28 protein-coding genes and 1 tRNA gene are annotated in these 25,449 nt (G+C 58.2%); 20 read left to right on the top strand and 9 right to left on the bottom strand.

Annotated elements, in window-relative coordinates:
- Window positions 1–56: 56 nt before the first annotated feature.
- The 6 genes from rimM (at window position 57) to hisC (ending at window position 4,864) form a co-directional block, all read left to right on the top strand.
- Window positions 57–635 carry a ribosome maturation factor RimM gene (gene rimM, locus AC4BBN_RS18705; protein WP_490593511.1) on the top strand — a complete coding sequence of 193 codons (579 nt, stop codon included), beginning with the start codon at window positions 57–59 and terminating at the stop codon, window positions 633–635.
- Between the two features lie 17 nt (window positions 636–652).
- Window positions 653–1,411: a tRNA (guanosine(37)-N1)-methyltransferase TrmD gene (trmD, locus tag AC4BBN_RS18700; RefSeq protein WP_490593510.1), complete on the top strand. Its 759-nt coding sequence runs from the start codon at window positions 653–655 to the stop codon at window positions 1,409–1,411.
- 116 nt (window positions 1,412–1,527) lie between these two features.
- On the top strand, window positions 1,528–1,917 hold the full coding sequence (rplS, locus tag AC4BBN_RS18695) for a 50S ribosomal protein L19 (RefSeq protein WP_490593509.1): 390 nt from the start codon (window positions 1,528–1,530) through the stop codon (window positions 1,915–1,917).
- Window positions 1,918–1,995: 78 nt separating this feature from the next.
- Window positions 1,996–2,706: a CoA pyrophosphatase gene (locus AC4BBN_RS18690; RefSeq protein WP_490593508.1), complete on the top strand. Its 711-nt coding sequence runs from the start codon at window positions 1,996–1,998 to the stop codon at window positions 2,704–2,706.
- Between the two features lie 33 nt (window positions 2,707–2,739).
- Window positions 2,740–3,717 (top strand): CobD/CbiB family protein, encoded by a 978-nt coding sequence (locus tag AC4BBN_RS18685; RefSeq protein ID WP_490593507.1) that lies wholly within the window; start codon window positions 2,740–2,742, stop codon window positions 3,715–3,717.
- Between the two features lie 67 nt (window positions 3,718–3,784).
- Window positions 3,785–4,864: a histidinol-phosphate transaminase gene (gene hisC, locus AC4BBN_RS18680; RefSeq protein ID WP_490593506.1), complete on the top strand. Its 1,080-nt coding sequence runs from the start codon at window positions 3,785–3,787 to the stop codon at window positions 4,862–4,864.
- Here hisC and rsgA read toward each other — a convergent pair.
- The 3 genes from rsgA to AC4BBN_RS18665 are packed head-to-tail and all read right to left on the bottom strand — an operon-like array spanning window position 4,861 to window position 7,423.
- The gene (rsgA, locus tag AC4BBN_RS18675) at window positions 4,861–5,790 is read right to left on the bottom strand and encodes a ribosome small subunit-dependent GTPase A (RefSeq protein WP_490593505.1); all 930 of its coding nucleotides are present in this window, start codon (window positions 5,788–5,790) and stop codon (window positions 4,861–4,863) included. The two genes, hisC and rsgA, sit on opposite strands and share 4 nt — an antisense overlap.
- Complete coding sequence (locus AC4BBN_RS18670; protein ID WP_490593504.1) at window positions 5,787–6,125, bottom strand: 4a-hydroxytetrahydrobiopterin dehydratase; 339 nt, start codon at window positions 6,123–6,125, stop codon at window positions 5,787–5,789. Before AC4BBN_RS18670 ends, rsgA begins: the two co-directional genes overlap by 4 nt.
- Window positions 6,122–7,423, bottom strand: a complete 1,302-nt coding sequence (locus AC4BBN_RS18665; RefSeq protein ID WP_490593503.1) for a M48 family metallopeptidase — start codon at window positions 7,421–7,423, stop codon at window positions 6,122–6,124. The genes AC4BBN_RS18670 and AC4BBN_RS18665 overlap by 4 nt, the downstream gene beginning before the upstream one ends.
- A gap of 36 nt (window positions 7,424–7,459) precedes the next feature.
- On the opposite strand from AC4BBN_RS18665, the gene orn reads away from it, so the two are divergent.
- From orn to AC4BBN_RS18625, 8 genes are all read left to right on the top strand, one after another.
- A complete protein-coding gene (gene orn, locus AC4BBN_RS18660) occupies window positions 7,460–8,059 on the top strand; it encodes an oligoribonuclease (RefSeq protein WP_490593502.1) in 600 nt (199 codons plus the stop codon).
- Between the two features lie 228 nt (window positions 8,060–8,287).
- Window positions 8,288–10,186 (top strand): DEAD/DEAH box helicase, encoded by a 1,899-nt coding sequence (locus AC4BBN_RS18655; protein ID WP_490593501.1) that lies wholly within the window; start codon window positions 8,288–8,290, stop codon window positions 10,184–10,186.
- A gap of 122 nt (window positions 10,187–10,308) precedes the next feature.
- On the top strand, window positions 10,309–11,772 hold the full coding sequence (locus AC4BBN_RS18650) for a sensor domain-containing diguanylate cyclase (RefSeq protein ID WP_490593500.1): 1,464 nt from the start codon (window positions 10,309–10,311) through the stop codon (window positions 11,770–11,772).
- Between the two features lie 171 nt (window positions 11,773–11,943).
- Window positions 11,944–12,948 carry a tRNA lysidine(34) synthetase TilS gene (gene tilS / locus AC4BBN_RS18645; RefSeq protein WP_490593499.1) on the top strand — a complete coding sequence of 335 codons (1,005 nt, stop codon included), beginning with the start codon at window positions 11,944–11,946 and terminating at the stop codon, window positions 12,946–12,948.
- A gap of 56 nt (window positions 12,949–13,004) precedes the next feature.
- Window positions 13,005–14,273: an aspartate kinase gene (locus tag AC4BBN_RS18640; protein ID WP_490593498.1), complete on the top strand. Its 1,269-nt coding sequence runs from the start codon at window positions 13,005–13,007 to the stop codon at window positions 14,271–14,273.
- Between the two features lie 34 nt (window positions 14,274–14,307).
- Window positions 14,308–14,400: transfer RNA gene (locus AC4BBN_RS18635), tRNA-Ser, on the top strand.
- 397 nt (window positions 14,401–14,797) lie between these two features.
- Complete coding sequence (locus AC4BBN_RS18630; RefSeq protein ID WP_490593497.1) at window positions 14,798–15,286, top strand: hypothetical protein; 489 nt, start codon at window positions 14,798–14,800, stop codon at window positions 15,284–15,286.
- Between the two features lie 43 nt (window positions 15,287–15,329).
- Window positions 15,330–16,151: a hypothetical protein gene (locus AC4BBN_RS18625; RefSeq protein ID WP_490593496.1), complete on the top strand. Its 822-nt coding sequence runs from the start codon at window positions 15,330–15,332 to the stop codon at window positions 16,149–16,151.
- A 5-nt stretch (window positions 16,152–16,156) separates the two neighbouring features.
- On the opposite strand, the gene AC4BBN_RS18620 is transcribed toward AC4BBN_RS18625, so the two are convergent.
- Window positions 16,157–16,459: a helix-turn-helix domain-containing protein gene (locus AC4BBN_RS18620; protein WP_490593495.1), complete on the bottom strand. Its 303-nt coding sequence runs from the start codon at window positions 16,457–16,459 to the stop codon at window positions 16,157–16,159.
- A gap of 106 nt (window positions 16,460–16,565) precedes the next feature.
- Here AC4BBN_RS18620 and AC4BBN_RS18615 point away from each other — a divergent pair, with 106 nt between their 5' ends.
- The 3 genes from AC4BBN_RS18615 (at window position 16,566) to AC4BBN_RS18605 (ending at window position 19,705) form a co-directional block, all read left to right on the top strand.
- Entirely contained in the window at window positions 16,566–17,759 is a 1,194-nt protein-coding gene (locus AC4BBN_RS18615) for a hypothetical protein (protein ID WP_490593494.1), read from the top strand.
- A gap of 12 nt (window positions 17,760–17,771) precedes the next feature.
- Complete coding sequence (locus AC4BBN_RS18610; protein WP_490593493.1) at window positions 17,772–18,575, top strand: hypothetical protein; 804 nt, start codon at window positions 17,772–17,774, stop codon at window positions 18,573–18,575.
- 164 nt (window positions 18,576–18,739) lie between these two features.
- Window positions 18,740–19,705, top strand: coding sequence for a DNA-methyltransferase (locus tag AC4BBN_RS18605; RefSeq protein ID WP_490593492.1), 966 nt, complete (start codon window positions 18,740–18,742; stop codon window positions 19,703–19,705).
- On the opposite strand, the gene AC4BBN_RS18600 is transcribed toward AC4BBN_RS18605, so the two are convergent.
- The 5 genes from AC4BBN_RS18600 to AC4BBN_RS18580 all read right to left on the bottom strand — a co-directional run bounded on the left by AC4BBN_RS18600 (window position 19,702) and on the right by AC4BBN_RS18580 (window position 23,491).
- Window positions 19,702–20,370 carry a hypothetical protein gene (locus AC4BBN_RS18600; protein WP_490593491.1) on the bottom strand — a complete coding sequence of 223 codons (669 nt, stop codon included), beginning with the start codon at window positions 20,368–20,370 and terminating at the stop codon, window positions 19,702–19,704. The genes AC4BBN_RS18605 and AC4BBN_RS18600 overlap by 4 nt on opposite strands.
- A 244-nt stretch (window positions 20,371–20,614) precedes the next feature.
- Window positions 20,615–21,688, bottom strand: coding sequence for a beta family protein (locus tag AC4BBN_RS18595; RefSeq protein ID WP_490593490.1), 1,074 nt, complete (start codon window positions 21,686–21,688; stop codon window positions 20,615–20,617).
- Window positions 21,685–22,896, bottom strand: a complete 1,212-nt coding sequence (locus AC4BBN_RS18590; RefSeq protein WP_490593489.1) for an ImmA/IrrE family metallo-endopeptidase — start codon at window positions 22,894–22,896, stop codon at window positions 21,685–21,687. Before AC4BBN_RS18590 ends, AC4BBN_RS18595 begins: the two co-directional genes overlap by 4 nt.
- A gap of 1 nt (window position 22,897) precedes the next feature.
- The gene (locus AC4BBN_RS18585) at window positions 22,898–23,182 is read right to left on the bottom strand and encodes a type II toxin-antitoxin system HigB family toxin (RefSeq protein ID WP_490593488.1); all 285 of its coding nucleotides are present in this window, start codon (window positions 23,180–23,182) and stop codon (window positions 22,898–22,900) included.
- A 9-nt stretch (window positions 23,183–23,191) separates the two neighbouring features.
- Window positions 23,192–23,491: a hypothetical protein gene (locus AC4BBN_RS18580; protein ID WP_490593487.1), complete on the bottom strand. Its 300-nt coding sequence runs from the start codon at window positions 23,489–23,491 to the stop codon at window positions 23,192–23,194.
- Between AC4BBN_RS18580 and AC4BBN_RS18575 the strand changes: the two genes are divergently transcribed.
- From AC4BBN_RS18575 to AC4BBN_RS18565, 3 genes are all read left to right on the top strand, one after another.
- On the top strand, window positions 23,490–23,849 hold the full coding sequence (locus AC4BBN_RS18575) for a hypothetical protein (protein ID WP_490593486.1): 360 nt from the start codon (window positions 23,490–23,492) through the stop codon (window positions 23,847–23,849). The two genes, AC4BBN_RS18580 and AC4BBN_RS18575, sit on opposite strands and share 2 nt — an antisense overlap.
- A 2-nt stretch (window positions 23,850–23,851) precedes the next feature.
- Window positions 23,852–24,226, top strand: a complete 375-nt coding sequence (locus AC4BBN_RS18570; protein ID WP_490593485.1) for a hypothetical protein — start codon at window positions 23,852–23,854, stop codon at window positions 24,224–24,226.
- Between the two features lie 130 nt (window positions 24,227–24,356).
- Entirely contained in the window at window positions 24,357–25,340 is a 984-nt protein-coding gene (locus AC4BBN_RS18565; RefSeq protein ID WP_490593484.1) for a site-specific integrase, read from the top strand.
- Window positions 25,341–25,449 lie beyond the last annotated feature (109 nt).

Genomic DNA, 25,449 nt, shown 5'->3' with positions numbered 1-25,449 from the left:
CTGTATTTGGGCCGGGCAGGATCGCCAACGCGGTCATGCCTGCCCTGCAAAATCCCATGATGCCTCTTTTAGATACCGCTGAATTGCCGGCGGATGCCGTCGAAGTGGGGCGCATCGGTGATGCATGGGGAGTCAAAGGCTGGTTCAAAGTCGTCTCCCATAGCGCCGCACCCGAGGCGCTTTTTTCTTCCAAACGTTGGTATTTGCTCCCCACCGAACGCGGGGCTAAACACTTTGAAGGCGCTCGTCTGTTGCGCGTGGCTGAGGCCAAAGAACATTCCGGCGGCGTGGTGGCCCAGGCGCATGAAGTCGTGGGACGTGATGCTGCTGAGGCTTTGCGTGGCTCGCGCATTTTTATTGCGCGCGCCAACTTTCCAAGCGCTGCGACCGATGAATATTACTGGGTCGATTTGATCGGCCTGGAAGTGCTGAACCGCGAAGGTGTGGCACTGGGGCGGGTCAAGGAATTGATGTCTACTGGTGCGCAAACCGTGCTGGTCGTGGCCTACGAGGCCCTGGATGCCGCAGGCGTTGCGCAGACCTTGGAGCGCATGATCCCGTTCGTAGCGGCCTATGTAGACAAGGTGGACTTACCCACGCGCTGCATCACCGTGGACTGGCAGCCGGACTACTAGGCGGTAAGGCGCTGCGTATGCGGTTCGACGTCATCAGTCTGTTTCCCGAGATGTTTTCGCCGTTTTTGACCAGCGGCGTGGCGCGGCGTGCGTTTGAATCTGGCCTGGTGCAGGTCCGAATCTGGAATCCCCGTGATTTTGCCGATGGCAATTACCGCCGTGTCGATGACCGTCCGTTTGGCGGTGGGCCGGGCATGGTGATGATGGCGGAGCCTCTGGCGCGCTGTTTGCGTGCGATCCAGGCTGATCGTGCCGATGCCTCGCAGGCACCTGTAGTATTGTTTTCTCCCCTGGGGCAGGCTCTGAATCACGCAGCGGTTGAAGCCTGGTCTGTCAGCGCTGGCGCCGTGCTGGTGTGTGGGCGCTACGAGGGCATCGACCAGCGTTTCATCGACCAATTTGTGACCCACCAGATCAGCCTGGGCGACTTCGTACTGTCCGGCGGTGAAATTGCGGCCCTGGCCTTGCTTGATGCGGTGGCGCGTTTGCAACCCGGCGTGCTGAACGACGAGGGCAGCCACCAACTGGATAGCTTCAACCCCGCGCTGGATGGCCTGCTGGACTGCCCGCACTACACCCGGCCTGAAATATGGGAAGAGCACCCGGTGCCGGATGCGTTGATGTCCGGTCACCATGCCCAGATCGAGCGCTGGCGCCGAGACCAGCGTCTGCAATTGACGGCGCAACGCCGCCCGGAATTGCTGGAGGCTGCGCGTGCTGCGGGCCGCATCAGTCGGCAGGATGAGGCTGCTTTGAAGGCCGTGCCCCGTAGCTGAATGGTGCTGTTGGGGTGAAATGCTATAATCAAAGGCTTTTCGATCCTCTGCCTGGCCGCTTTGCCATCCCGGTAAAAGCACTTTTTAGGCGCATGCATGATCACTAGAGGAAAACCATGAACTTAATCGAAATCCTAGAGCAAGAAGAAATTGCCCGTCTTGGCAAGACCATCCCCGCTTTCGCCCCTGGCGACACGGTGATTGTTAGCGTCAATGTGGTTGAAGGTTCGCGCAAGCGCGTGCAGGCCTATGAAGGTGTTGTGATTGCCAAGCGCAATCGCGGCCTGAACAGCGGCTTCACCGTGCGTAAGATCTCCAGCGGCGAAGGCGTGGAACGTACGTTCCAAACCTACAGCCCGCTGATCGCTGGTATTGAAGTCAAGCGCCGCGGTGATGTCCGCCGTGCCAAGCTCTACTACCTGCGTGACCGTAGCGGCAAGTCGGCTCGTATCAAGGAAAAGCTGCCTAACCGCGTCAAAGTGGCCGCAGCAGCAACAGCCGCTTAATTCGCACTGTTCTCCTTGGAAAAACCGCCCAAGCGTCAAGCTTGCGGCGGTTTTTTCTTGGGGCGTACCATCGCTTTCGTGTCCCAGCCTTCCCCCATTCCTCTGTCCAAGCTGCCCAACTTCGATCCGCGCCTGGTGCCGGTGGTGGGTGGCGACGCGCATCTGCCTGCGGTTGCTGCCTCGGCATTGCAGCCGGATGCCTTGCGCCAGCGCTTCCAGTTTCCGCCGTCCTGGCAGCCCGAGGTGCGGGCCGAGCCGCGCTTTACCGAGCGGGCGCCGGTGCACGCCTCCGTGTTGATCCCCATCGTGCTGCACCCCTCGGAGCGGGGCGGCCCTAGCGTGCTGTTGACCCAGCGCACCACGCACATGTCTAACCATTCCGGCCAGATCGCCTTTCCGGGCGGCAAGGCCGATGCGACCGACGCGGATGCTGTCGCCACGGCCTTGCGCGAAGCCTGGGAAGAGGTGGGCCTGCCGCGGGCCTATGTGCAGGTGATAGGCGAGCTGCCTATCTACCTGACCGGCACGGCCTTCATCGTGACGCCGGTGGTGGCCTTGGTGCAGCCCGGTTTTACGCTGGTGCACCAGCCGGAGGAGGTGGCCGATGCGTTCGAGGTGCCATTGGCATTTTTGATGGACCCGGCGAACCACCGGCGCCACCATTTCGACTGGGAGGGCGGGAAGCGCGAGTGGTTTTCCATGCCCTACCAGGATGCCCATGGCGAGCGCTTTATCTGGGGTGCCACCGCCGGCATGCTGCGAAACTTCTACCGTTTTCTGTCGGCGTGAAGGCGCGTCGCTGCAGGTCGTTATGATCGTGGGATGAGCTTTTTCGCGATCATGTTTGCGCTGCTGCTGGAGCAGGTCCGCCCCCTGGCCCGAGACAACCCCATCCACGGCATGCTGCGCGCCTGGGTGCGCGGCTGTAGCCGTAATTTCGATACCGGCACGGCCCAGCATGGCTGGCTAACCTGGCTGCTGGCGGTGGGGCTGCCCAGCCTGCTGACTTTGGGCTTGCACTGGGCCCTGGTCTGGCTTGCGGGCTGGCCATTTGCGGTGGTGTGGAACGTGGTTGTGCTCTATGTCACTTTGGGTTTTCGCCAGTTCAGCCACCACTTCACCGAAATCCGCGACGCCCTGGAAAGTGGTGACGAGCCTTTGGCGCGCCAGCTGCTGGCGCAGTGGCAGCAGGTGGACGCCACCGAGCTGCCGCGCAGTGAAATCGTGCGCCATGTGATCGAATATTCGGTGCTGGCGGCACACCGCCATGTGTTTGGCGTGTTGGCCTGGTATTCCATCGGCGCAGCGTTGGGCTTGGGGCCGGCAGGTGCCGTGTTTTACCGCCTGGGTGAATTCGTGGCGCGTTACTGGCGCTACAAGGACCCGCAGCAGCTGGCCAGCGCGGCTTTGCAGCAGGTAGCCAATGGAGCCTGGATTTTGATCGACTGGCTGCCCGCGCGCATTACGGCGTTCGGTTTTGCCGTGGTGGGCAGCTTTGAAGATGCCATCGACGGCTGGCGCAATTACGCCCAGCGCTTTCCGAACGACAACGACGGCGTGGTACTGGCTGCCACCTCGGGTGCCTTGAATGTGCGCCTGGGCGGCGAGGCGTTGAAGACCACTGAACCCCTACAGTCTGGCCACGGCCTGCCACTGGAGATGGATGTAGATACCGAATCCACCCCTGGCCGCGACCCCGAGCTGGGCCATCTGCGTAGCGTGGTGGGCCTGGTGTGGCGCACTGTTGTCCTGTGGATGGGCTTGCTGGCCCTGCTGACCCTGGCGAATCTGCTGGGTTAGTATTTATACAAAATTGGGCTCTGGCGCAGGTGCTATCTGCGCTGGCAGCTATGAAAGTAGTAGCATTTTGACTTCTTCCCCGCCGTCTTTCTGGAGCCCGGTCGTTGCCGGGCTGGTGCCCTATGTGCCGGGCGAGCAGCCCAAGCTGCAAAACCTGACCAAGCTCAACACCAACGAGAATCCTTACCCCCCGTCCCCCAAGGTGCTGGCCGCCATCCAGGCTGCGGCACAGCAGGGCTTGCAGCTGTATCCCGACCCAGAATCCACGCTGCTGCGCGGCCGCATCGCCGAGCAGTACGGTCTGCAGGCAGATCAGGTGTTTGTGGGCAATAGCTCCGACGAGGTGCTGGCCCATGCCTTTTTTGCGCTGTTCCAGCATGGCGATGCGCCGCTGGTGATGCCGGATGTGACCTACAGCTTCTACCAGGTGTATTGCGGTCTGTACGGCATCCCTATGCATGTGGTGCCGCTGGACGAAGCGTTGCGCGTCAATGTGGAAGCCCTGGTTGGTCCTGGTGAGGTGGCCGGCGTGGTGGTGGCGAATCCGAATGCGCCCACCGGCATCGGCCTACCGCTGGACCAGATCGAGCGCCTGCTGCAGCTGCATCCACAGCGCGTGGTGCTGGTGGACGAGGCCTATGTGGATTTCGGCGGTGCGTCTGCCGTGGGCCTGATCGACCGCTATCCGAATCTGCTGGTGACCCAGACCCTGTCCAAATCGCGCTCGCTGGCGGGTTTACGGGTCGGCCTGGCCTGTGGCCAGCGGCACCTGATCGAGGCGCTGGAGCGGGTGAAGAATAGCTTCAACTCCTACCCCCTGGGTCGCCTGGCGCAGGCGGGTGCTTTGGCCGCGTTCGAGGACCAGGCTTACTTCGAGCAGACCTGCGCGGCCGTGGTGCACAGCCGTGAGGGCTTGACGCTGCAACTGGAAGACATGGGCTTCGAGGTGCTGCCATCGCAGGCCAACTTTGTATTTGTCCGCCACCCCCAGCACGACGCGGCCATGCTGGCGGCGGAGCTGCGCCAACGCGCAGTGCTGGTGCGTCACTTCAAGCAGGAGCGCATCGCCCAGTACCTGCGCATCAGCATAGGCACGCCCGCGCAGTGCGACACCTTGGTGCAGGCGCTCGCAGAAATCCTGGGCTAAAACTTCGGGGCGTTCAGCTCGGCGAACAGGTCACTATATATTTTGTAGCGCCTGTCGCTGATACTGCCTGCGCTGCCGTCACTTTTGACTGCTGCCATCACACCGCAGCCGGGCTCGTGCAAGTGGGTGCAGTTGTAGAACTTGCAGCGCTCCACAAAGGGTTTGATGTCCGGCATCAGGCCTGACAGATGCCGGGCGTCGATGTGGTGCAGGCCGAATTCCTGAAAGCCGGGTGAGTCGATCAGCGCCGTGTTGGCGTCCTTGTCCACCCAGTACCAGGTGGTGCTGGTGGTGGTGTGCTTGCCGGTGTTCAGTGCCTGTGAAATCTCGCGCGTGGCGGCCAGTGCGCCGGGCACCAGATGGTTGGTCAGCGTGCTTTTGCCGGCGCCTGACGGGCCCAGTACCAGCGTGGTCTTGCCGGCCAGCTCAGCTTTCACAGCCTCCAGAGTGCCACCGCCGTCTTTCAGCGACAGCGGCAACATGCGGTAGCCCATGTCGCGGTAGGCGGCCAGCCAGCCCCAGGCGCGCTCAAAAGGCACGGCCAAGTCTTGCTTGTTCAGCACGATCAGCGGCGTGATGCGCTCGGCCTCGGCGGCAATCAGCGCGCGCGACAGCTGCGTTTCGGAGAATTCGGGTTCGGCGGCGATCAGTATCAGCACCTGGTCCAGATTCGCGGCAAAAGACTTGGTGCGGATTTCGTCCTGGCGGTAGAACAGGTTGCGGCGCGGCTGCAGCTTCTCAATAGTGCCGTCCTCGCCCTGGCCGGCAGCCGCAGGCAGCCACAGCACCTTGTCGCCCACCACGGCGCTGCTCTTCTTGCCACGTGGGTGGCAGATCAGGCGGCTGCCATCCGCGCGCTCCACCATGCAATGCCGGCCATAGGTGGCGACCACCAGGCCAGGGGTCAGGGCAGGGGGCTTGCTCACAGGGCCAAGAGCCCGTTGATGCGTGCCGCGCAGTCGAAGTCGGTGGACGTGAGGCCACCCACGTCGTGGGTGTTGAAGCGCACCGTGCAGCGGTTGTAAGACACCTGCAGGTCCGGGTGGTGGTCTTGTGCGTGGGCCACCAGGGCCAGCGCATTCACAAAGGCGATTGTTTCAAAATAGTTGGCGAAGCGAAAGGTCTTGGTGATGGCTACCTCGGCCCCGTCGCCGTCCAGTTGCCAGCCCTCTATGTGGGACAGCTTTGCTACGATTTGTGCAGCATTCAACGCAGACCGTTTGTGCGTCGCCCAGTCTTTTTTCTTTAAATCGGAGGTCATGCCGATGCTCCTTGTGCAGCGCCTTGCGCCATGCGTGCCAGCCGCTCGGAGGCGGGTGGATGCGAGTAATAGAACTTCACGAACACCGGGTCGGGGGTGAGGGTGGAGGCGTTGTCTTCGTACAGTTTGAGCAGGGCGGTAGACAGGTCTTGCCCGCTGGTTTGCTGCACGGCGTAGGCATCGGCCTGGAACTCGTGCTTGCGCGATACCTGGGCCGATAGCGGCGCGATGGAGAAGGTCAGCACCGGTGCGGCCAGCATGAACAGCAGCAGGGCCAGCGCATCATTCGGCGCACCTGACATATTCGGAATCACGCCCAGCCCGGTGTAGAACCAGGCCTGGGCCGACAGCCAGCCGAGCAACGCAAAGCCGACTAGGCTCAGTGCAAACATGGTCACGATGCGCTGAATAATGTGTTTGTGTTTGAAGTGGCCGAGCTCGTGGGCAAGCACCGCATCCACCTCGCCGGGGGCCAGCTTGGCCAGCAGGGTGTCGTAGAACACCACGCGTTTTGCCGCGCCAAAGCCGGTGAAATATGCATTGGCATGCGCGCTGCGCTTGCTGCCGTCCATCACGAACAGGCCCTTGGCGGCAAAGCCGCAGCGCTGCATCAGGGCGGTGACGCGGGCCTTCAGGGTTTCGTCTTCCAGCGGCTTGAACTTATTGAACAGCGGGGCGATGAAGGTTGGGTAAATCATCAACAACAAAAGGTTGATAGCCATCCAGGCACTCCAGGCCCACAGCCACCACAGATGGCCGGCGCCGCCCATCAGCCACAGGATCAGCGCGGCAATCGGCAGGCCGATAACGATGCCGACCAGGCTGGACTTGAGCATGTCGGCCAGCCAGAGTTTGAGGCTGGTTTTGTTGAAGCCGAAGCGCTCTTCGATCACAAAGGTCTGGTACAGCGCCACGGGGATGTCGATCAGCCCGCCAATCAACACAAAACCGGCCAGCACCGCCAGCTGTTGCAGCATGCCGCCGCCCAGCCAGGCCAGCAGGCTTTGGTTCAGCCAGTTCAGGCCGCCCAGCAGGGTCCAGCCCAGCAATACCGTGGTGCTCAAAGCCATCTCCAGCAGGCCAAAGCGCGCCTTGGTCACGGTGTAATCAGCCGCCTTTTGGTGAGCTTCCAGAGTGATGTTGCTGGTGAAGGCGGCGGGCACGGCGTTGCGGTGGCGAACTACGTGGCGGATCTGGCGCGTAGCCAGCCAAAACTTGACCCACAAACCAACAATCAGGAGGGCGGCAAAGCCCAGTGTGAGGGCGGCCGAGGACGAAAAAACGGCGGTATCTTGCATGGGCGGGAGTGTAGGCCATCGGCGACAATACGATTTATGGCTGAAATCAATACCCCATCCCCCGTGTCATCAGCGACCTTGCTCGCAAAATCGGACCACAACCTGATCTGGCTGGACTGTGAAATGACCGGTCTGGACCCCGAGGTGGACCGCCTGATCGAGATCGCGGTGGTCGTTACCGGCCCGACCCTGGAGCCGCGTGTCGAGGGTCCGGTTTTTGTGATCCACCAGTCTGAGGCGCAGTTGGACAAGATGGACGCATGGAACAAGGGCACGCATGGCAAAAGCGGCTTGATCGACAAGGTCAAAGCCTCCACCACAACCGAAGCCGAGGCCGAGGCGCAGTTGATCGCCTTTCTGTCCCAGTACGTGCCCAAGTTCACCTCACCTTTGTGCGGCAACAGCATTGGCCAGGACCGGCGCTTTCTGGCCAAGTACATGCCCAAGCTGGAGGCCTTCTGCCACTACCGCAACCTGGACGTGAGCACGCTGAAGGAACTGGCCAAGCGCTGGCGGCCTGAAGTGGCGGCCTCCTTCAAGAAGCAGCAAAAGCATACGGCCCTGGCCGACGTGCATGAATCAATTGAAGAACTTGTGCATTACCGCACACACTTTTTGAAGATGACTGCACAGTAATTAGGTGGAAACCCGAATCCGGGCTATAATTCGAGGCTGCACTGAAATCAATTAGTGCACTTTGCACATCTCCCTTCACTCATCTGGCGCACAAAGTTGCGCCAACTGATGCCAGGCCAGCAGGCCTATAAAGGTATCGGCTCCGTTTGATGGTTGATGTTTTTTAACCATTTACGGGGCAGTCCGCGGGCCATTGCAGCTTCGCGTTCTCTCCATGTGAGTAATTAAATGAACGACTCTTTTGACGTCGCGGGCGACTTTTCGCCTGCAGCTTCCTTCTCATCTTCCAACGACACCTTCGTGACCGAGACTTTGCAGTCCGAAGTCGAAGTGGCTACTCCGGCGCAGCCTGAAGTGCCGAATGGCTTTGTGACCCTGGGCCTGGCGCCTGAACTGATTCAAGCCGTGGCCGACCTGGGCTACACCCAGCCCACCGCTGTGCAAATGCAAACCATCCCCATGGCCATGCAAAGCGAGTCCGCCCGCTTTGTCGACCTGATGGTTTCCAGCCAAACCGGTAGCGGTAAGACCGCCGCCTTCCTGTTGCCCGTGCTGCACACCCTTTTGCGCCAGCAAGCTGAAGCCGAAGCCGCTGAAAAGGCTGAATACGAAGCCGCTGTGGCCGAAGCCGCTGCCAAGGGCGAACCCGCTCCTAAGCGTGCCAAGCGCAAGGACCCCACCAATGCCCGCAACTTCAAGGCCGCTACCCCTGGCGCCCTGATCCTGTGCCCGACCCGTGAACTGGCCCAACAAGTGGCCCACGACGCTATCGGCCTGGTGCAACATTGCCGTGGTTTGCGCATCGCCAACGTGGTGGGTGGCATGCCTTACCAACTGCAAATTGCCAAGCTGCAAAACGCCAACCTGGTCGTGGCCACCCCTGGTCGTCTGCTGGACCTGCAACGTTCGCAGCAAATCAAGCTGGACCAAGTCCAGTTTCTGGTGGTGGACGAAGCCGACCGCATGTTGGACCTGGGTTTCTCGGACGATCTCGCCGATGTGAACCAAATGACCATTGGCCGCAAGCAAACCATGATGTTCAGCGCCACTTTCGCGCCGCGCATCCAGCAACTGGCTTCCCGCGTGATGCGCGAACCCCAGCGCGTGACCATCGACAGCCCGCAAGAAAAGCACGCCAACATCAAGCAAATCCTGTTCTGGGCCGACAACGCCCAGCACAAGCGCAAGCTGCTGGACCACTGGCTGCGTGACACCACCATCGCTCAGGCGATCGTGTTTGCCAGCACCCAGATCGAGTGTGATGGCCTGGCCAACGACCTGCAACAAGAAGGCTTCAGCGCAGTCGCATTGCACGGTGCCCTGAGCCAAGGTCTGCGTAACCGCCGCCTGATGGCTCTGCGCCAAGGCCAGGTGCAGATTCTGGTAGCCACCGACGTTGCCGCTCGCGGTATCGACGTGCCCAGCATCAGCCACGTGTTCAACTTCGGCTTGCCAATGAAGGCCGAGGACTACACCCATCGTATTGGCCGTACGGGCCGTGCCGGCCGCGACGGTATCGCTGTGACCTTTGCTGAAATGCGCGACCGTCGTAAGATTTTCGACATCGAAAGCTACAGCCACCAGCAGTTCAAGGCGGAAGTGATCCCAGGTATGGAGCCACAACAGCGCCAGCCCGATTCGCGTGCTCCACGTGGTGCAGGCGGCGGTTTTGGCGGCCGTGATGGCGCTCCCCGTGGCCGCAGTTTCGGCCCATCGCCACGCGGTGATCGCGGCGGCTTTGGCGGCGGCGACCGTGGTGGTTTCGGTGGTGGCAACCGCGAAGGCGGTGGTGGCTACGGCGGCGCCAGCGGTTTTAACGACCGCAACAGCCGTCCACCAGCACGTACCGGCGGTGGCTACCAAGGCAACCGTGATAACGGTGGCGGCTTCGGCGGCGGCGATCGTGGTGCCGACCGTGGTTTCGGCGGCGGCGCTCCCCGTGGTGACTTTGCACCCCGCGGCGATTTCGCTCCCCGTGGTGACCGCGCCGAACGTGGTGACTTCAATGCGCCCCGTCCTGCTTTCTCCAAGCCAGCTTTCAGCAAGCCTGGTGCAGGTGCCGGCAACGGCGGCAAGGTGTTTGTGCCCCGTGATACCAAGAAGCGTTTGACCAAGCCCGCACGTTAATTCGCTGCGTTCTTGCTCTTCGCAAACCAGGCCCTTGTGGCCTGGTTTTTTTTCGTCTGCGCGCAGCGCTTGCCGGCGAGGGCCGGTGGCAACCTGCACAATACCGGCCAGGAGGTTCTGCTGTGTCCCATGTGTCATCCCCGGCCGATTACGCGCAATTGTTCGATCTGGCCCCCGTTTCCCTTTGGCTGGAGGATTTCAGTGCACTCAAGCGCCTGTTCGATACTTGGCGCAGCCAGGGTGTCACCGACCTGAATGCCCATGTGCAGACCCATCCGGGTAGCCTGGCCGAGTGTGCAGCCTGTCTGCAGGTGCTGCAGGTCAACCAACGCAGCCTGGAGATTTTTGGTGCCCGCAGTCAGGACGAGCTGCTGGCCAATCTGGACCAGGTGTTCCGTGGCGACATGCTGGGCAAGTTGATGGAGCAGCTTTTGCCTATGTGGGATGGCGCGCTGGGCTTTTCTGTACAAACGGTGAACTACGGCCTGGATGGCCGGCGGCTTGACGTGAAGGTCCATGCCCGCGTGCTGCAGGGCTACGAGGACAGCTGGGCCCGCGTCATGGTGTCCTTGGAGGACATCACGCAAGAGCTGCAAACGTCACGGCTGTTGGCCGCCAGCGAGCAGCACGCACGCGACTTGTTCGACTACTCCCCTGTATCGCTGTGGGTGGAAGACTTCAGCGCGGTCAAGCTGCTGCTGGACGAGTTGCGCATGCGCGGTATCGAAGACTTCCGCACTTTCATCAATGTGCACCCCGAATTCGTGTCGCGATGTATGCAGGAGATCCGCGTCATCGACGTGAACCAGCAGACTCTCAGCATGTTTGGTGCGCAAAACAAGGCTGAGTTGCTGGCCCGTTTGGGCGAAGTCTTTCGCGGCGAGATGCGCGACTCTTTTGCCGAGCAATTGATTGAGCTGTGGCAGGGCAAGACCACGCTGATGCGCGAGGTGGTCAACTACCGGCTCAGTGGCGACTTGATCAACATCCACATGCAATTCGCTGTGTTGCCCGACCACCTGGCTAGCTGGGACCTGGTGCTGGTGTCGCTGGTGGACATCACGGCCCGCAAGAAGGCCGAGGCCTATCTGGAATACCTGGGCAAGCACGACTCCTTGACCCAGCTGCGCAACCGGGCTTTTTACATGGATGAGCTGAATCGGCTTTCGCGCAAAGGCCCTTGGCCGTTGAGCGTGCTGGTCATCGATCTGAACGGTCTGAAGCTGGTGAACGATGAAAATGGCCATGTAGCTGGCGATGCACTGCTGCGTCGCGCGGGCGAGGTGCTGGGCAAGGTGAACAGCCCGAATGCCTGCGTGGCCCGCACCGGAGGCGATGAATTCGCCATGCTGTTGCCTGGCGCTGACGAGCGCGGCGCGCAGGCCGTCATTGAACGTATCCAGTCCCTGCTGGAACTGAACAACCAGTTCTACTCGGGTCAAAAACTCAGCATGGCCATTGGTGCCTCCACCTGCCACGCTGGCGACCAGCTGGAAGCTGCGTTGCACCGCGCCGACCGCGCCATGTACGCCGAGAAAACCCGCTACTACCACGAGAACCAAATTGAGCGGCGCCTGCATTCCTAGGAGCCTGTCGGACTTGGGGAACGTCGGCTGTAAATCGACCGCAGAGGTCCATTTTTCACCGTCTTTTTGCCCCATAGCGAAGCTATGGGCCTGCAAATCCGGCAAAAACTGTCCTCGCCGGGGCCGATTTTCGCTTTCGACACCCCAAGCCCGACAGGCTCCTAGGCTTGTATGAGCCAGACGCTGGACCAGGCCCTACAGGCCTTTGCGCCCCAGCTGCCGCTCGCGGTGGCCTTCAGCGGAGGTGCGGATTCCACGGCCTTGTTGTTGGCTTGCGCTGAGCGTTGGCCTGGCCAGGTGAAGGCTGTGCACATCCACCACGGCCTGCAGGCGGCGGCAGATGATTTTGCGCGGCACTGCCAGGCTTTTTGCGACAGCTTGAACGTCCCATTGCATGTGCTGCATGTCGATGCGCGGCCAGCCCAGGGCGACAGCCCCGAAGACGCGGCACGCCGTGCACGTTACAAGGCTTTTAGCCATTTTGCGCAGGCGGAATATGCGCAACCAGCTATCAAAACCATAGTATTGGCGCAGCATGCAGACGACCAGGCTGAGACCCTGCTATTGGCCTTGAGCCGGGGCGCGGGCCTGCCCGGCTTGGCCTCCATGCCTGCACGTTGGGTGCGTGATGGCATTTGCTACCAGCGCCCATTGTTGGGCGTGCGTGCCGACCATATCCGAGCCTGGCTGGCACAGCGCGGCGTGGCCTATGTGACGGACCCGACCAATGCGGATGAGCGCTACACCCGCAACCGCATCCGCGCCCGTGTGCTGCCTGTGCTGGATGCTGCTTTTCCGCAGTTCCGCGAGACTTTCGCACGCAGCGCCGCCCATGCGGCCCAAGCGCAATCCCTGCTGACCGAGGTGGCGGAGCAGGACTTCGCTGCTGTCGGTAGTCCGCCTGTGATCAAGCGCCTGCAAGCTTTGTCGGTAGCCCGCCAGGCGAATGTTTTGCGCCACTGGCTGGCCGTCACGCACCACACCACGCCAAGTACCGCCCAGTTGCAGGAGCTGTTGCGCCAGGTGGCTGCCTGCGTGACACGGGGGCAGAAAATCCACATCAAGATCGGCGCGGGCTTTACCTTGCGTCGTGGTTCGGTGCTGGATTGGTACACTTCCAAGGCTGTGGGCGCGGTAGCCGGCGAGCGCTCGGCGCTACCTCCTGACCCATCCTGACCCGTGCCATATGGCATTTCTTTTGGCACTTCTTTTTCTAGCGCCTTACACATTCCATGGCATTGATAGTTCACAAATACGGCGGCACGTCGATGGGCTCGACCGAGCGCATCCGGTTGGTTGCCAAACGCGTCGCCAAATGGGCGCGCGCCGGCCACCAGATGGTGGTGGTTCCCAGTGCCATGAGTGGCGAAACCAACCGCCTGCTGGGTCTGGCCAAAGAACTGGCACCCAGCAAACCCGGTTACGCTTACCAGCGCGAGCTGGACATGTTGGCCTCCACCGGCGAGCAGGTGTCGGTCGCATTGTTGGCGATTGCGCTGCAGGCCGAAGGCAGGGAGTCGGTCAGCTACGCGGGCTGGCAAGTCCCGATTCTGACCAACAGCGCCCACACCAAGGCCCGCATCGAATCGATTGATGACCAGAAAGTCCGCGCCGATCTTGCGGAGGGCAAGATCGTCATCGTGACCGGCTTTCAGGGCGTGGACGAAGCCGGCAACATTACCACCCTGGGCCGTGGCGGCAGCGACACCTCGGCCGTGGCCGTGGCGGCGGCCATGAAGGCGGCTGAGTGCCTGATCTATACCGACGTGGATGGCATCTACACCACCGACCCGCGCGTAGTGCCCGAAGCGCGCCGCATGCACACCATCGGGTTTGAAGAAATGTTGGAAATGGCCTCCATGGGCTCCAAGGTGCTGCAGATTCGCTCGGTCGAGTTTGCCGGCAAATACAAGGTGCCACTGCGCGTCTTGTCCAGCTTCACCCCATGGGACATCGCTATTGATATCGAAGCCAAATCCGGCACTCTGATCACTTTTGAAGAAGACGAAAATATGGAGCAAGCCATTGTCTCTGGCATCGCGTTCAACCGCGACGAAGCCAAAATTTCCGTGCTGGGCGTGCCCGACACCCCCGGTATTGCCTACCAAATCCTGGGCGCGGTGGCCGATGCCAATATCGAAGTGGACGTGATCATCCAGAACGTCAGCAAAGACGGCAAAACCGACTTCAGCTTCACCGTGCACCGCAATGATTTCGCCAAGACGGTGGATCTGCTCAAAGAAAAAGTGCTGCCCACGCTGGGTGCGACCGAGATCATTGGCGACGCCAAGATCTGCAAGGTCAGCATCGTCGGTATCGGCATGCGCAGCCATGTCGGTGTAGCCAGCAAGATGTTCCGCTGCCTGGCGGAAGAGGGCATCAACATCCAGATGATTTCCACCAGCGAGATCAAGACCTCGGTGGTCCTGGACGAGAAGTATATGGAGCTGGCAGTGCGCGCACTGCACAAAGCCTTCGAACTGGACCAGCCTTCGGCGTAAAAACGGTCCAAAACCATGCCATAATAGCTGGATTGGAAACGTGACCGAGTGGCCGAAGGTGCTCCCCTGCTAAGGGAGTATGGGGTGTAGAGCCTCATCGAGGGTTCGAATCCCTCCGTTTCCGCCAAAAATGTTTGGTAAGTTATTGATTGCTAAGAGATTTTTGGATTTTAGCATTCTCGATTTATCAAAGCTACTATCAAAAGCCGCAGTGAGTAACATCGCTGCGGCTTTTGTCTTTGTGGGCTGCAACTTTGATTGGTGTGCCTACTCGACAGCGTGGCAAGATGGCGGTTGTCTGCCAAAGTTTTTTAGTTGGCTGAGGGCTGTTTGTAGGCGCATACACTGAATGTGTCACGGCAACAACATCGCTCTGATGTGTGCTTGCCGCGGACCAGCGCGTAGGGCAAATACCGGCCCACTGCCGCAAAGCCCAATTCCCTTGATTCGTAATCTCTGAGCCCATCGGCACTCGGGCTGGCTTTGCCCTGCGCGTTGATTTCAACCTTTTAAGGAATCAACCCATGGCTACAACACTCGTCCCCTCTAACTTCCAACCCCACTTCAAGCGCGTCTCAGCGGGCGAAGACCGGCATGCAGATGTGTACTGTGCTATCGCTAGCTTGGCGGGCAACGGCAAGACGCTGGACGATATCCGCAAGCAAGCAGAAACGTTGGGCGTACCCAAAACTGGGCCGTACTACCCCTACATCGACGGCGACCTGATTGCCAAACTTTTGGCCGCGCATGGACTCGTTGCAACTGTTTGGAAGGAATCGAAGGATTTCAAGGATCTGACCGACGTGGCGATTGCAATGGTGGACTATGACGCTGACTGGGAGGTCGGTCGCTGTGTGGTGTTCCACCGCATGCGCTCAACAGATGGCAAGACCGTCCAAGCCTATTGTGTGGATTCGGCAGCTGGCAAGCCCGCTGCCAACACAGACCTGACCGGATTGACTCCAAGTTGGTTTATTGGCGTGACCCAGATGCAGAAAGCAGCAGGTAAATAAGTCATGAGGGCTAACCACCGCCATCGGATACCGGAGCTGGGCAATGTTTTTTGAACAACTCCTGCTCCAACCGTTAAGGAAGATTGAGTTGATTGACCCGTGGCCGAGTGGCATCGCCGGGGTTGCTGGGTACAGCTTGCTTGCCGGGACAATTGTTCTGCACTTCGATCAGACGGCGATGGTTTGCACCTCCCCATTGCGGTACATGCGCAACCAGTCAGGAACCACCGTCGCAGTTCCCGGTACGGATGGAATGGTGTCTTTGGGCTATCGGCTCACGCTGACACCACGGGGTGATGCCGACCTGATGTTTCCGTCATGCCAGCACCGAAGAGCGATTGCACCCAAAGAATGGATGAAGACCGCTGACCCCGTTACATCCCCCGCCGCCCATGTGGTGTTGCTGACCGCAGTGGAGCAACAAACTCAGGCTGCATGTTCATTACGGATGCAGTTTCTTGGCGGTTCGTACTGCCTGACATGGAGACCAGACCTCGACGGCTGCATTGAATTTGCACCTGCAGGGCAACAGCACGCCATTGACAGCATCGCAGTCACCAGCCCGGCGGACGCATTTGGATGGCTCCACCCGGCCTATCAGCACCCGTTTATTCTGGACGAAAGCTGCTGGCGCTCAGCCAAGATTAGCGATTGGCCGTGGCCTTTGCGCAAGGTACTGCAAAGTCACCATGAGCCAGAGAAGTTTTACCGTGAAACGCTGTTCAGGGTATTGGCAGCGCGATTCTGGCAAACGCCAACGCTCCGGCAAAGGCTGCTCGCATTGCGCTACCCGGTGCAGGTCAAGGATGTGCCCGATGGCTTGATAGAGGAAATCGCGCAGGCAGTGCAGCGCGAAACCGATTGACAGTCCTACGAAGCGGCGGTGCGTTTTGCCTTGCGAGCCGGTAAGTCCTGCACCAACTCAGCCACTGACAGGCCCAGCCCGCCAGCCAAACGCCAGACGTTGTACAGACTCAGGTTGCGCTCGCCGCGCTCCACAGCACCGACGTAGTTCTCATGCAAATCAGCCTTTTCGGCCAGCATCTCAAGCGTCAACTGCTGTTCCGTTCGGAACTCGCGCACCCTTTTACCGAACGCCGCCTGCACACGGTCGCGCTCCTGCGCGAAGCGTGCTTCGAGCGGTTGAGGCTTATTGACGACGACCCGTTCCATGGCGGGAAGTTTTGCCAAAGACACTCGATCAATCCACAAACTATCAGTTTGCTTCTGGCAAACTTGTCAATTCAATCAACCGGATAGTGTTATTCAAGGAGGAGCGATGAACTCAAAAATCAAGGGGCGATACAAATCTGTCCGCGTTGCTGTCGCAAGCAGCCTGTTGTTGCTCTGCGCCAGCGGCCAGGCGATGGCGCAAGGTGCCATTCGCGTGGATTGCAATGACCGCTTTGCGGATGAGCTGAAGTGGAAGCTGTCGGACCCAGAGAAGCCCGTATTCGGAGTTAAAGCACGCGACTGGACCGCGGACTCTGTGCGCGAATGGCAGCGGCAAGCAATCGCGTGCATCAACGCAAAAGCCAACTGGAGCGAGGAAGCCATGAAGGCTCCTATGCGCCAAAGCGTAAATGCCATGGCGGCCAGCGCATCAACTGACTTGTTCTCGGTCCGTGACGAGGCCATGCGCAAGCAGGGTCGTGAGGCCAAAGTCGCCGATCAGAAGCTCAGCCAAGTCACCCTCAACGGTAGCGGCAACCCCCAAGAGATCAATATCTTCTACACAGACGGCAACCGTGGTGAGCTTCGGACCTGCAGTACCCTCAAGCAAGGCATTGGCTTCGCCAAAGTCGAGAGCTATAGGCAGGCTGCGGCCTTTGCACGCATGTGCCAGCAAGTGGGCATGACAGACCCGAGCACCGTAGCATTGCTTGAGCGGCAGGCTGCGGGCATCAATGCCTCGTATGACGCCATCGACGCGTTCACCAATCAGGTAGGTGCTGCGGCCAAACAACCAGCTTCTGAGGCCAAGGTCCGAGAACTGGTCGCAGCCCGTGAACGTGTAGCAGCCCAGATCAAATCGATGAGTCTTCCGCTGAATGACAGTTACTACACCAAGGCCGTATCCAGCATCGAAAGGATGCAGGAACAGCTCAATGCGCAAGCCTGCGAAGATCAGTTGGTAAAGGCTGGTTTCCCATCCTCATGGAAGGCCAACTTCATCTTGATGGAGTGGAATTCACCCGAACTGTTTGCAAGCATCGTCTGCGCCGCCCAACGTAACGGCGCACAGGTGCGCTACCTCTCGCCAGGCGTGCTCAGCAAGGAGGGCTTCGAGGTCAAGAGTCCTCAACGCACGGTTCAGATCTTCACGCAGGCCGACAGAGCCCCAGGTGGAGATCCCAACGTCAAGTTGATGGTGCCTGTGTCGGCCAAGATCGACGGCAAGTCCACCGACGTGACACGCAACAACCTCCGAGCCATCGCGTCGGAGTTGATCGCGGCTGTGCGCAACCAATAAGAAGGAACGAACATGCTCTCGCAACTCCTCCCAAAGTCACTGCTGGTATCGGCACTCTGCGTAGCGTCGTTTGGTACGGCTGCACAAGAATCGGGCATCCCTAAGCACCTTCAGCTTGCTCGCGACTTCGTTGCCAACACCAAGCAGGAGAACAACAGCTACTCCAACACCCGCATTTACACCCGCATGCCGGGTGATCTGTTCGCTTCCGAGTACGTGGTGGCAACGGACTGTGGTGGCTTCGTGGAAGACATGTTCCGCCGTACCAACTCGGGGGTGCTTGAGCAGCTGAAGACCAAGAAGTTCAAGACCCGATTCAGCATCTTTGACTGGCACCCCAGCATCGAAAAAGAAGAGGCGTTCACACGCATTACGAAAGTGACGGACATCAAGCCTGGCGACGTGGCAGCGTGGCTCTATACGGAGAAGGTCACCCACACCTTGCCAGGGCACATATTGTTCATTGATTCACCGCCCGTGAGGCTGAATAAGCCCCGCAAGCCTCTGGTGGATGGCCTAGATCAGTACGAAGTCACCATCATCGACACCTCGCAGGAAGCCAAAAGCCGTGACGACACCCGGTTCGTGAGCGATGCCGCGTTGCGTGATGAGAACGAAGCCAAGGGCAAGCAGCGCGGCAGCGTGGCGAGCCCGAACTACAAAGGTGTCGGTCGAGGCCACATTCGGTTCTACGCCGACGCTGCGGGCGAAATCAGAGGCATCGCCTTCAGCTTTGACAGGGCCAAGTTCCACGGGCTCGATGACTGGAACATTGTGGTTGGGCGCCCTAAGCTGACAGCCGTAAACGGAGGGTGAAGGCTGGCGGCAGGCCAGAAACGTCAGCCAGCTGGCAATGTTTAGGCCCGCTCAAGATGCAGCAATGGCGGGTCTTGTAACATGGAGAAAATGCGCTGGATCTTCCGCAGTGAACGGGAGCCACAAACGCGCAGCGGCCCCGATGCCTAAACACTAGACAATCTATGAGTGAACTTGCAATGACTGAAGTACTAGACCTGTTCACAACAGAACAGGCACCAACACCGACGCGGAAGAAGCGGACAGCCAAGGGCACGACAGACGTGCAGCCGGAACCAGTCGCGCCCCTCGCACCATTCCAGCCGTCCAGGCTCCTTGCAAAAGAAGCCAAACCGTTCTTTGTGTCCTCTCACGGTGCACTGTTTGACGGTGACTGCTTGGCAGTCCTGCCACAGGTGCTGTCTGATTCAATCGACACTGTGTTTGCTGACCCGCCGTTTAACCTCGACAAGAAATATGGGGCGAAGTCGAAGGACAATCTATCCGAACAGCAATATGTCGCGTGGTGCAAAGCGTGGTTAGATGAATGCATCCGGGTACTGAGACCGGGTGGCTCCCTGTTCCTTTACAACCTGCCGCGCTGGAATATCGTCTTGGGTGCGTACCTAATGGAGAAGGGGCTAACGTTTCGCCACGACATAACGGTTGCAGTGAATTCCACGATGCCCATTGCGGGACGGCTTTATCCTAGTCACTATTCTTTGCTGTATTTCAGCAAGGGCAAGCCAAAGACCTTTAGGAAGATTCGTACGCCCATAGAGGTATGCAGGCACTGTGGCGGTGAAATTAAGGATTACGGCGGTCATCGGCACGCCATGAATCCATTGGGCGTGAATCTCAAGGACGTTTGGACGGATATTCCGCCAGTGCGGCACTGGAAATTCAAGTCGAAGGATCGTCCGGCAAACGCGCTTTCAACCAAGCTACTCGACCGCGTGGTTGAATTGAGCACTGTAGAAGGCGAAACCGTGCTTGACCCATTTGGCGGATCAGGAACAACGTTTGCGGTATGCGAGAAGAAAGACCGCTACTGGATCGGCATCGAACTCGACTTCGCCCAGCAGATCAAAGAACGACTGCTGGACGACGACATAGCTCACCATAGCAACACCGACCACGTCGAGGGTTAAAGGCCCTTCGTCAGGGCGGATAGCATACCTTCGGCGGCGCGTCCGTCCTTGCCTTTGGGTATCTTGGGAACGGCTGTGCTGTCTGCGTCCTGCTCAATAACCACAAGCTCCAAGACACCCTCCACAATGTTTAGGTTCTCCCACAATGGGGCATAAGGGCGGATTTCCTCGATGTTGCCGATGCGGTCTGTCAGGTACTGCGCCAGCTTCATATTCGGCACGACCAGCACGCCCGCAACGCATTTCTTCGCCACCAAGCCTAAAGCCATTTTGTTGATGGCGCGGTGCGATGAACTAATGTTGCCCGTTTCCCACTCGACAACCACAAGGCCTTCCGGGAACTGCTTTGCAGCGTCAATATCTCCGGGCTTGGTGCCTTTGCCCTTCTTCCCGGCTGGTGTGGCCTTCGTAGCTACGTCCCAGGGGTATTCGAGCGCCCAGCCGTCTGCCTTGAGTACCTGCATAGGCTTGAGCTTGATTGGAACGACCCCGTTGCCCTCGCCCGACTTCTTACCGCTCTCAGGGTGGATGGTGAACGAGCCAGAACCTACAGGCCATTCCGCTTGCTTAATGGCTTCGTGGATGGTGTCGCGGATTGCTTGCCACTCGGCTGACTCGGCAAATTCCCCACGTTGCAGCAGTACCACTGTCTCAGCGATCTTCATGGCAGACCCAAAAAGTTCGATGATACGTCCTTGGCGGGTATCAGGATGCCAAGTCGCGTGAGCCGATCAGGACGACATCAACAGGTTCGCCAACAGCGGACAAAAGTTGGGCTGTGCTACGGGCAAAAAAGGCCGCACTTGGACAGTGGTGTTGCGTAATTAAAGCCGCACACTCTGCTCAAGGCTGACTCCGCAGGGAGTCCTGATAGCGCAACAAGCGGGATACGTTAGGGCCTAGGATAGATCAGGCAACAATCTTGGGTTCAACGGTAATCCTTGACAACTGCCTTACCGTGTGAGTGATGTGGTTATTTTGGTCAATCGTCACCCAGTCTTCAAGCCGTTTGAAAGCATGGCCGCCTTGTGCGGCAGAGACAATGTTGTCACCTCCCCAGCAATCTCGGCCTCGGAACTGTTGGCTCTTGCAGAGTACAGCTGACAAGCCTCGATGCTGGGCGGTATCACTGACCCATCGGGTTCCTTTAACAATCAGCCACTCTTTGTCGGCGGTGTAGCGGATTTTCGCCGCGGGTTTAATCGTCTTTGGATCGAAGTCAAAGTACCCTGGATGGATAACACCATAGTCCGCATAGTCAATATCAGGATGGATCTTTGCCAGCAGCTCCCACAACAAGAAGTCTCGCCGTGCAACTGATTTCAGAACCCCTTTTTTGACTTTCCCCATATCGCTCACGAAAGCAGACGCAGCAAAAACAATTCTAGATGGATTGAGTTTCCGAACTTCTGCAAGTGCACGCGTGAACCGCATTTGAACGATATCTGAATCTGTGTGCTCAATAGACCTGAAGTCCATGAATATATGCAGAGGCAGATCAGATGCGCCGATCTCAGAAACCAACCGCGTGACACGCTCCAACAGCATACTTGGCAACTGGATGTCTTCGCTACCAAGTCGAATTGCAACTGCATCGACGCCAGATCCCACGACCCGCCGAACAGCGAGCTTATATGCAAGATCCCGCTCAATACCTACGACAGGTATGGCATCAATGCGATCAAAGGCAATCTTGTCGTGCACGATGTTGACGGGATGCACGCCGTCGAAGCCGCGTGCGGAAGGATCTACATCGTACAGGTCTACATAACAATGCCCACGTCCATTCCAAGCTGCAGCGATATTGATGGCCTGTTTCTCAAGAAAAGTATGAACATCGTTGCCGTTCGATAGGCCAGATTTCAATGCAAGCACATCAAAAAACGGAATAATCCTTAATTTGGTTTGCCGATCAAGGCGCATCAGTGCTTTTGCTTCGCCTTGTTTGGATTTCAGTATAGGGGTGTAGATAGGATCAATCATTCTTCATCTTCCACAGGTGAAATATTGAAAACGTCTTTAATATTTTGTCCCGCACCAAACTCTTTCAAAATCTTGTAGTTATTGGTTTCCCGTTGAATTCTCCCTGCGACGATTGAAGGATGAATCATCAGCGAATCGGCTAACTTCACGACAGCTTCGCTTCTTTTTGTTTTGAGTGCTTCGCTCGCTTGCCAAACATGGCGAGGAATAAATGCCTCCGCCGCAAGAAAATTTGCCTCAGCCTCCCGCTCATCTTCACTATCAAGATCATCTTCATCCACAAAAGCTAAACTTTGACGATTCAAATGGCGCTGAACATGAATCAATTCATGCATGAGTGTGAACCAGAAATAGTCCACTCTGCTGTAGCGCAGAGTCAAGCCAATTACAGGTGTCCCGTCTTGATCCAACATGGCCGCACCATCAAGCTTGGTTTTTGGCAAGTGGGGTTCGATTACAAGTATCACGCCTTTCATAGCCAAGAACTCGGCTGCAATTTTCGGCCCGTCAACGGAACGACTCAACTTAGCAAGCTGCTTCAAAAACTCATCTGTAATTGAGCCTGGCACATACCGCACTTCTGGCTTTTTCAGATCGCGTGCCCGAATCAAAACACGAGCAACCCAAGCGTAGATTGCATACTGATTTTCTTCCTTACTGATGCCAGTAAGTGTCTTGCGCAATAGGACTGGCGCACTTTGGGCCGAGGTACGTGCAAAAAATGAACGGATAAGCTGCTCTCCGCTTTTACCCTCTGCCAAGTCAACGTCGAACCAACCCCGCTTTTGCATTTCTTTGATGGGGAACTTCTTCCAATCAACATCTGTGCTATCAAAGCTATCCTGTTTTGGATGCCCGATCAGAATCTCTGCAGGAATCCTTAATTGCTCATGGATTGTCCTTATCATCTCGATAGTTAATCCACGCTTACGGGCCAAAACCTCAGAAGCGCGACTGGGACTACCAACCATCTTGGCAAAGTCTTTTTGTTTCATTCCCAGCTCGGCAAGACGATAAACAATTGCCTCGATAGGATCAGGGGCTTCAAATTTGAATCGAGCCTCTTCAAATTTTTCAAGCAATACGGAAATAACGGCCAGTCGCTCAGCATCACGGCTGCCCGGCATAGGGTCGGACAGAGCTAGTTCTTTTGCCTGCTCAAGGAGTGCGGCATATTGAAGCTCATCTCGGATAATGCGGAGTTCCATGCTATTGCCTCTGGAACTGGGTTGCTTCAAATTCGTTTACTGCGAGCACAATTAAAATTCCAGTGTTAAACGCGATTTGGGTTGTTATTACGCAGTTGATTCCCGTAGGGAAGAATCGAGCCAGCTTAGGTGTCAAAAACTTCACAGAAGGGAAACAAGATGCCACCGCATCTTGATCGCTCCATGTAGCCTTCTGGCTGATCGCTTGCCACATGGAAAGCGCCGTTTTGGCAGCGGGAAACTGCCTACCGTGTAGGGTGATGTGGTCGCGGCCAATCAAGATCATGGATGTAGTCTAGCACAAAGTTCCCAAAATGGGAAATTCAATCCCAAAAAGGGATTTCTGTGTAACATTGCTTCGTTGTTGAGCCAGACCTTGCGCCCTGCGCAAAGTTTCATCAAGCTGGACAGCCATTACGACAGATAAATACAGTGCTGACACGGCACCGCTTGCCATGACGGCGGCGAGCCGCGCCGTATGAGCTGCGGGCAAACTCGACACACCAAAACTAAAGGGCTGCGGCATACGTCGCAGCCCTTTGTCGTTTCTGGCCTCGCGCTCATGCGGCTGAACCTCAATAAGGAAATCAGCCATGAAGACCGAACCTCTACCCCCAATGCCAGGCACCACGTTTGAGCACCTTCGCCCCAACCAGATTTGCGACGAGCCACCTGCCTTATTTTCGCTGGGCAATGTCGTTGCCACCCCTGCGGCGTTGGCACTGATTCAAAAACATGGTGCATCTGTACCAAGACTTCTGAACCGTCATCAAACTGGGGACTGGCAAGAACTGTGCAAGGAAGACCGTGATAACAACTGGCAGGCTGCCCTTGGCGATGCACGCGTCTTGAGCGCATTCAATATTGGCAGCGCCAACCAGCCCGTCAAGCTCTGGATCATCACGGAATGGGATAGATCGGTCACGACCATCCTCAGGCCGCAGGATTACTGACCATGGCAACGGAACAATCGTCCACGCGGCCAATGCGGGAACTGTTGCTACAACTGCCCCTGCTGCCAATCACTCAAGATAACCGCATCGACTACGAAGCTGCTGACGCAGATTTGCTGCTTGAGCTGGCTGACAAGGCCGAAACAGTAATGAACACCATCAACTTGGGGCTGTCCGCCGTGGGCACGATCCTAGCCCACGCCTCGCCCGAAGTGGGTAGTGAAATCTCAGGCTACACGATTGAAGCCCTTGGCTGGCATATCTCCGAGAGTGCCGATGCCGCAGCCGCTCTGCTCAGCCTTGCGCACGCATGCAGGCATTACACCGCCGACTACACACCACCCCAGTCCAAGAAGACCCCAATGGTCACTTTCTGACGCAGAGCCTTTCATACAAAAGTCATCTGCATCAACTTTCACCTCCACCGCCAGCCGTGCCGCATTCGTGTTGCACGGCTTTTTTGTCGCTGCTCATTTGCAGTGATACGGCACCATTATCGAAATCAGTATGAGCAGCAAAAAGCCACACACCACGGCAGGCGCAGCCCTGCCTGCACCGACCACCACCCAATGCGCCAAAACGCCGGAGAAGCCAAAAATCAATACGGTTGACGGTTTTGTCGCTGCTGCACAGTCAAAAGCCACCAAGCGGGCCTACGCCAACGACGTGCAGCACTACCTGCAACATGGCGGCTCCATTCCGTCCACAGGTGCGGTGGTTGCTGACTATCTGGCCAAGTTCGCTGCCACCCTCAAAGTCGCCACCCTGGAACGGCGGTGCATCGCCATCCACAACGCACATGTTAGTCAGGGGCTGGTGTCACCGATCAAAGGCAATGAACTGGTCAAGGCCACCATGAACGGTATCCGACGCACTATGGGAACCCGGCAACGTGCCGTCAAGCCCGTCACCAAAGACGTTCTGCTGGAAATGCTGGTGACGCTGGACAAAAGAAAGCCGCTGAAAGCAGCACGCGACAAGGCCTTGCTCCTGGTGGGCTTTGCTGGGGCTTTCCGGCGTTCCGAGCTGGTGGCTCTGCATGTGGAAGACGTGACTGTGGATGACACGGGGGCAATGGTGCTACTCAGGTTCTCGAAAACCGACCAGCTTGGCAAGGGACGCACTGTGTTTTTGCCTCGGGCCAGCGATGCCGAACGCTGTCCGGTGCGAAGCCTACTGGATTGGTTGCAACTCGCAGGGATCGAGTCGGGCTGGCTGTTCCGCTCGGTGCGCAAGGGTGGTGGCTCGGTGTCTGACAAGCCGCTATCCACGCAATCCGTGGCACAGATCATCAAACGCGCCACCAAAGCAGCGGGACGTGAATTCACCGAATTCTCGGGCCACAGCCTCAGAGCGGGATACGTCACCACGGCGGCGATTGTGGGCTTGCAGCCGTACCAAATCCGGGAACAGACGGGGCACAAGTCAGATGCGACGCTGGCGCGGTACATCCGGCCCGTGGAGAAGCGGCGGATTCCGTCGTTGCTTTGAGGGCCAGTCCGGCGGCACACTGTGAATCGGATTTTGCCGCTACAGGTGCTACCGCCGCTACGCCAATGGCTACCCGCACATCGTGCAAGTGGTCAGAAGCAAGGCCCTA

The sequence above is a fragment of the Rhodoferax sp. SPJ21 genome (assembly GCF_058216335.1).
The sequence above is the reverse complement of the archived record's forward strand: the minus strand, read 5'-3'. Positions and strand labels throughout refer to the sequence as shown.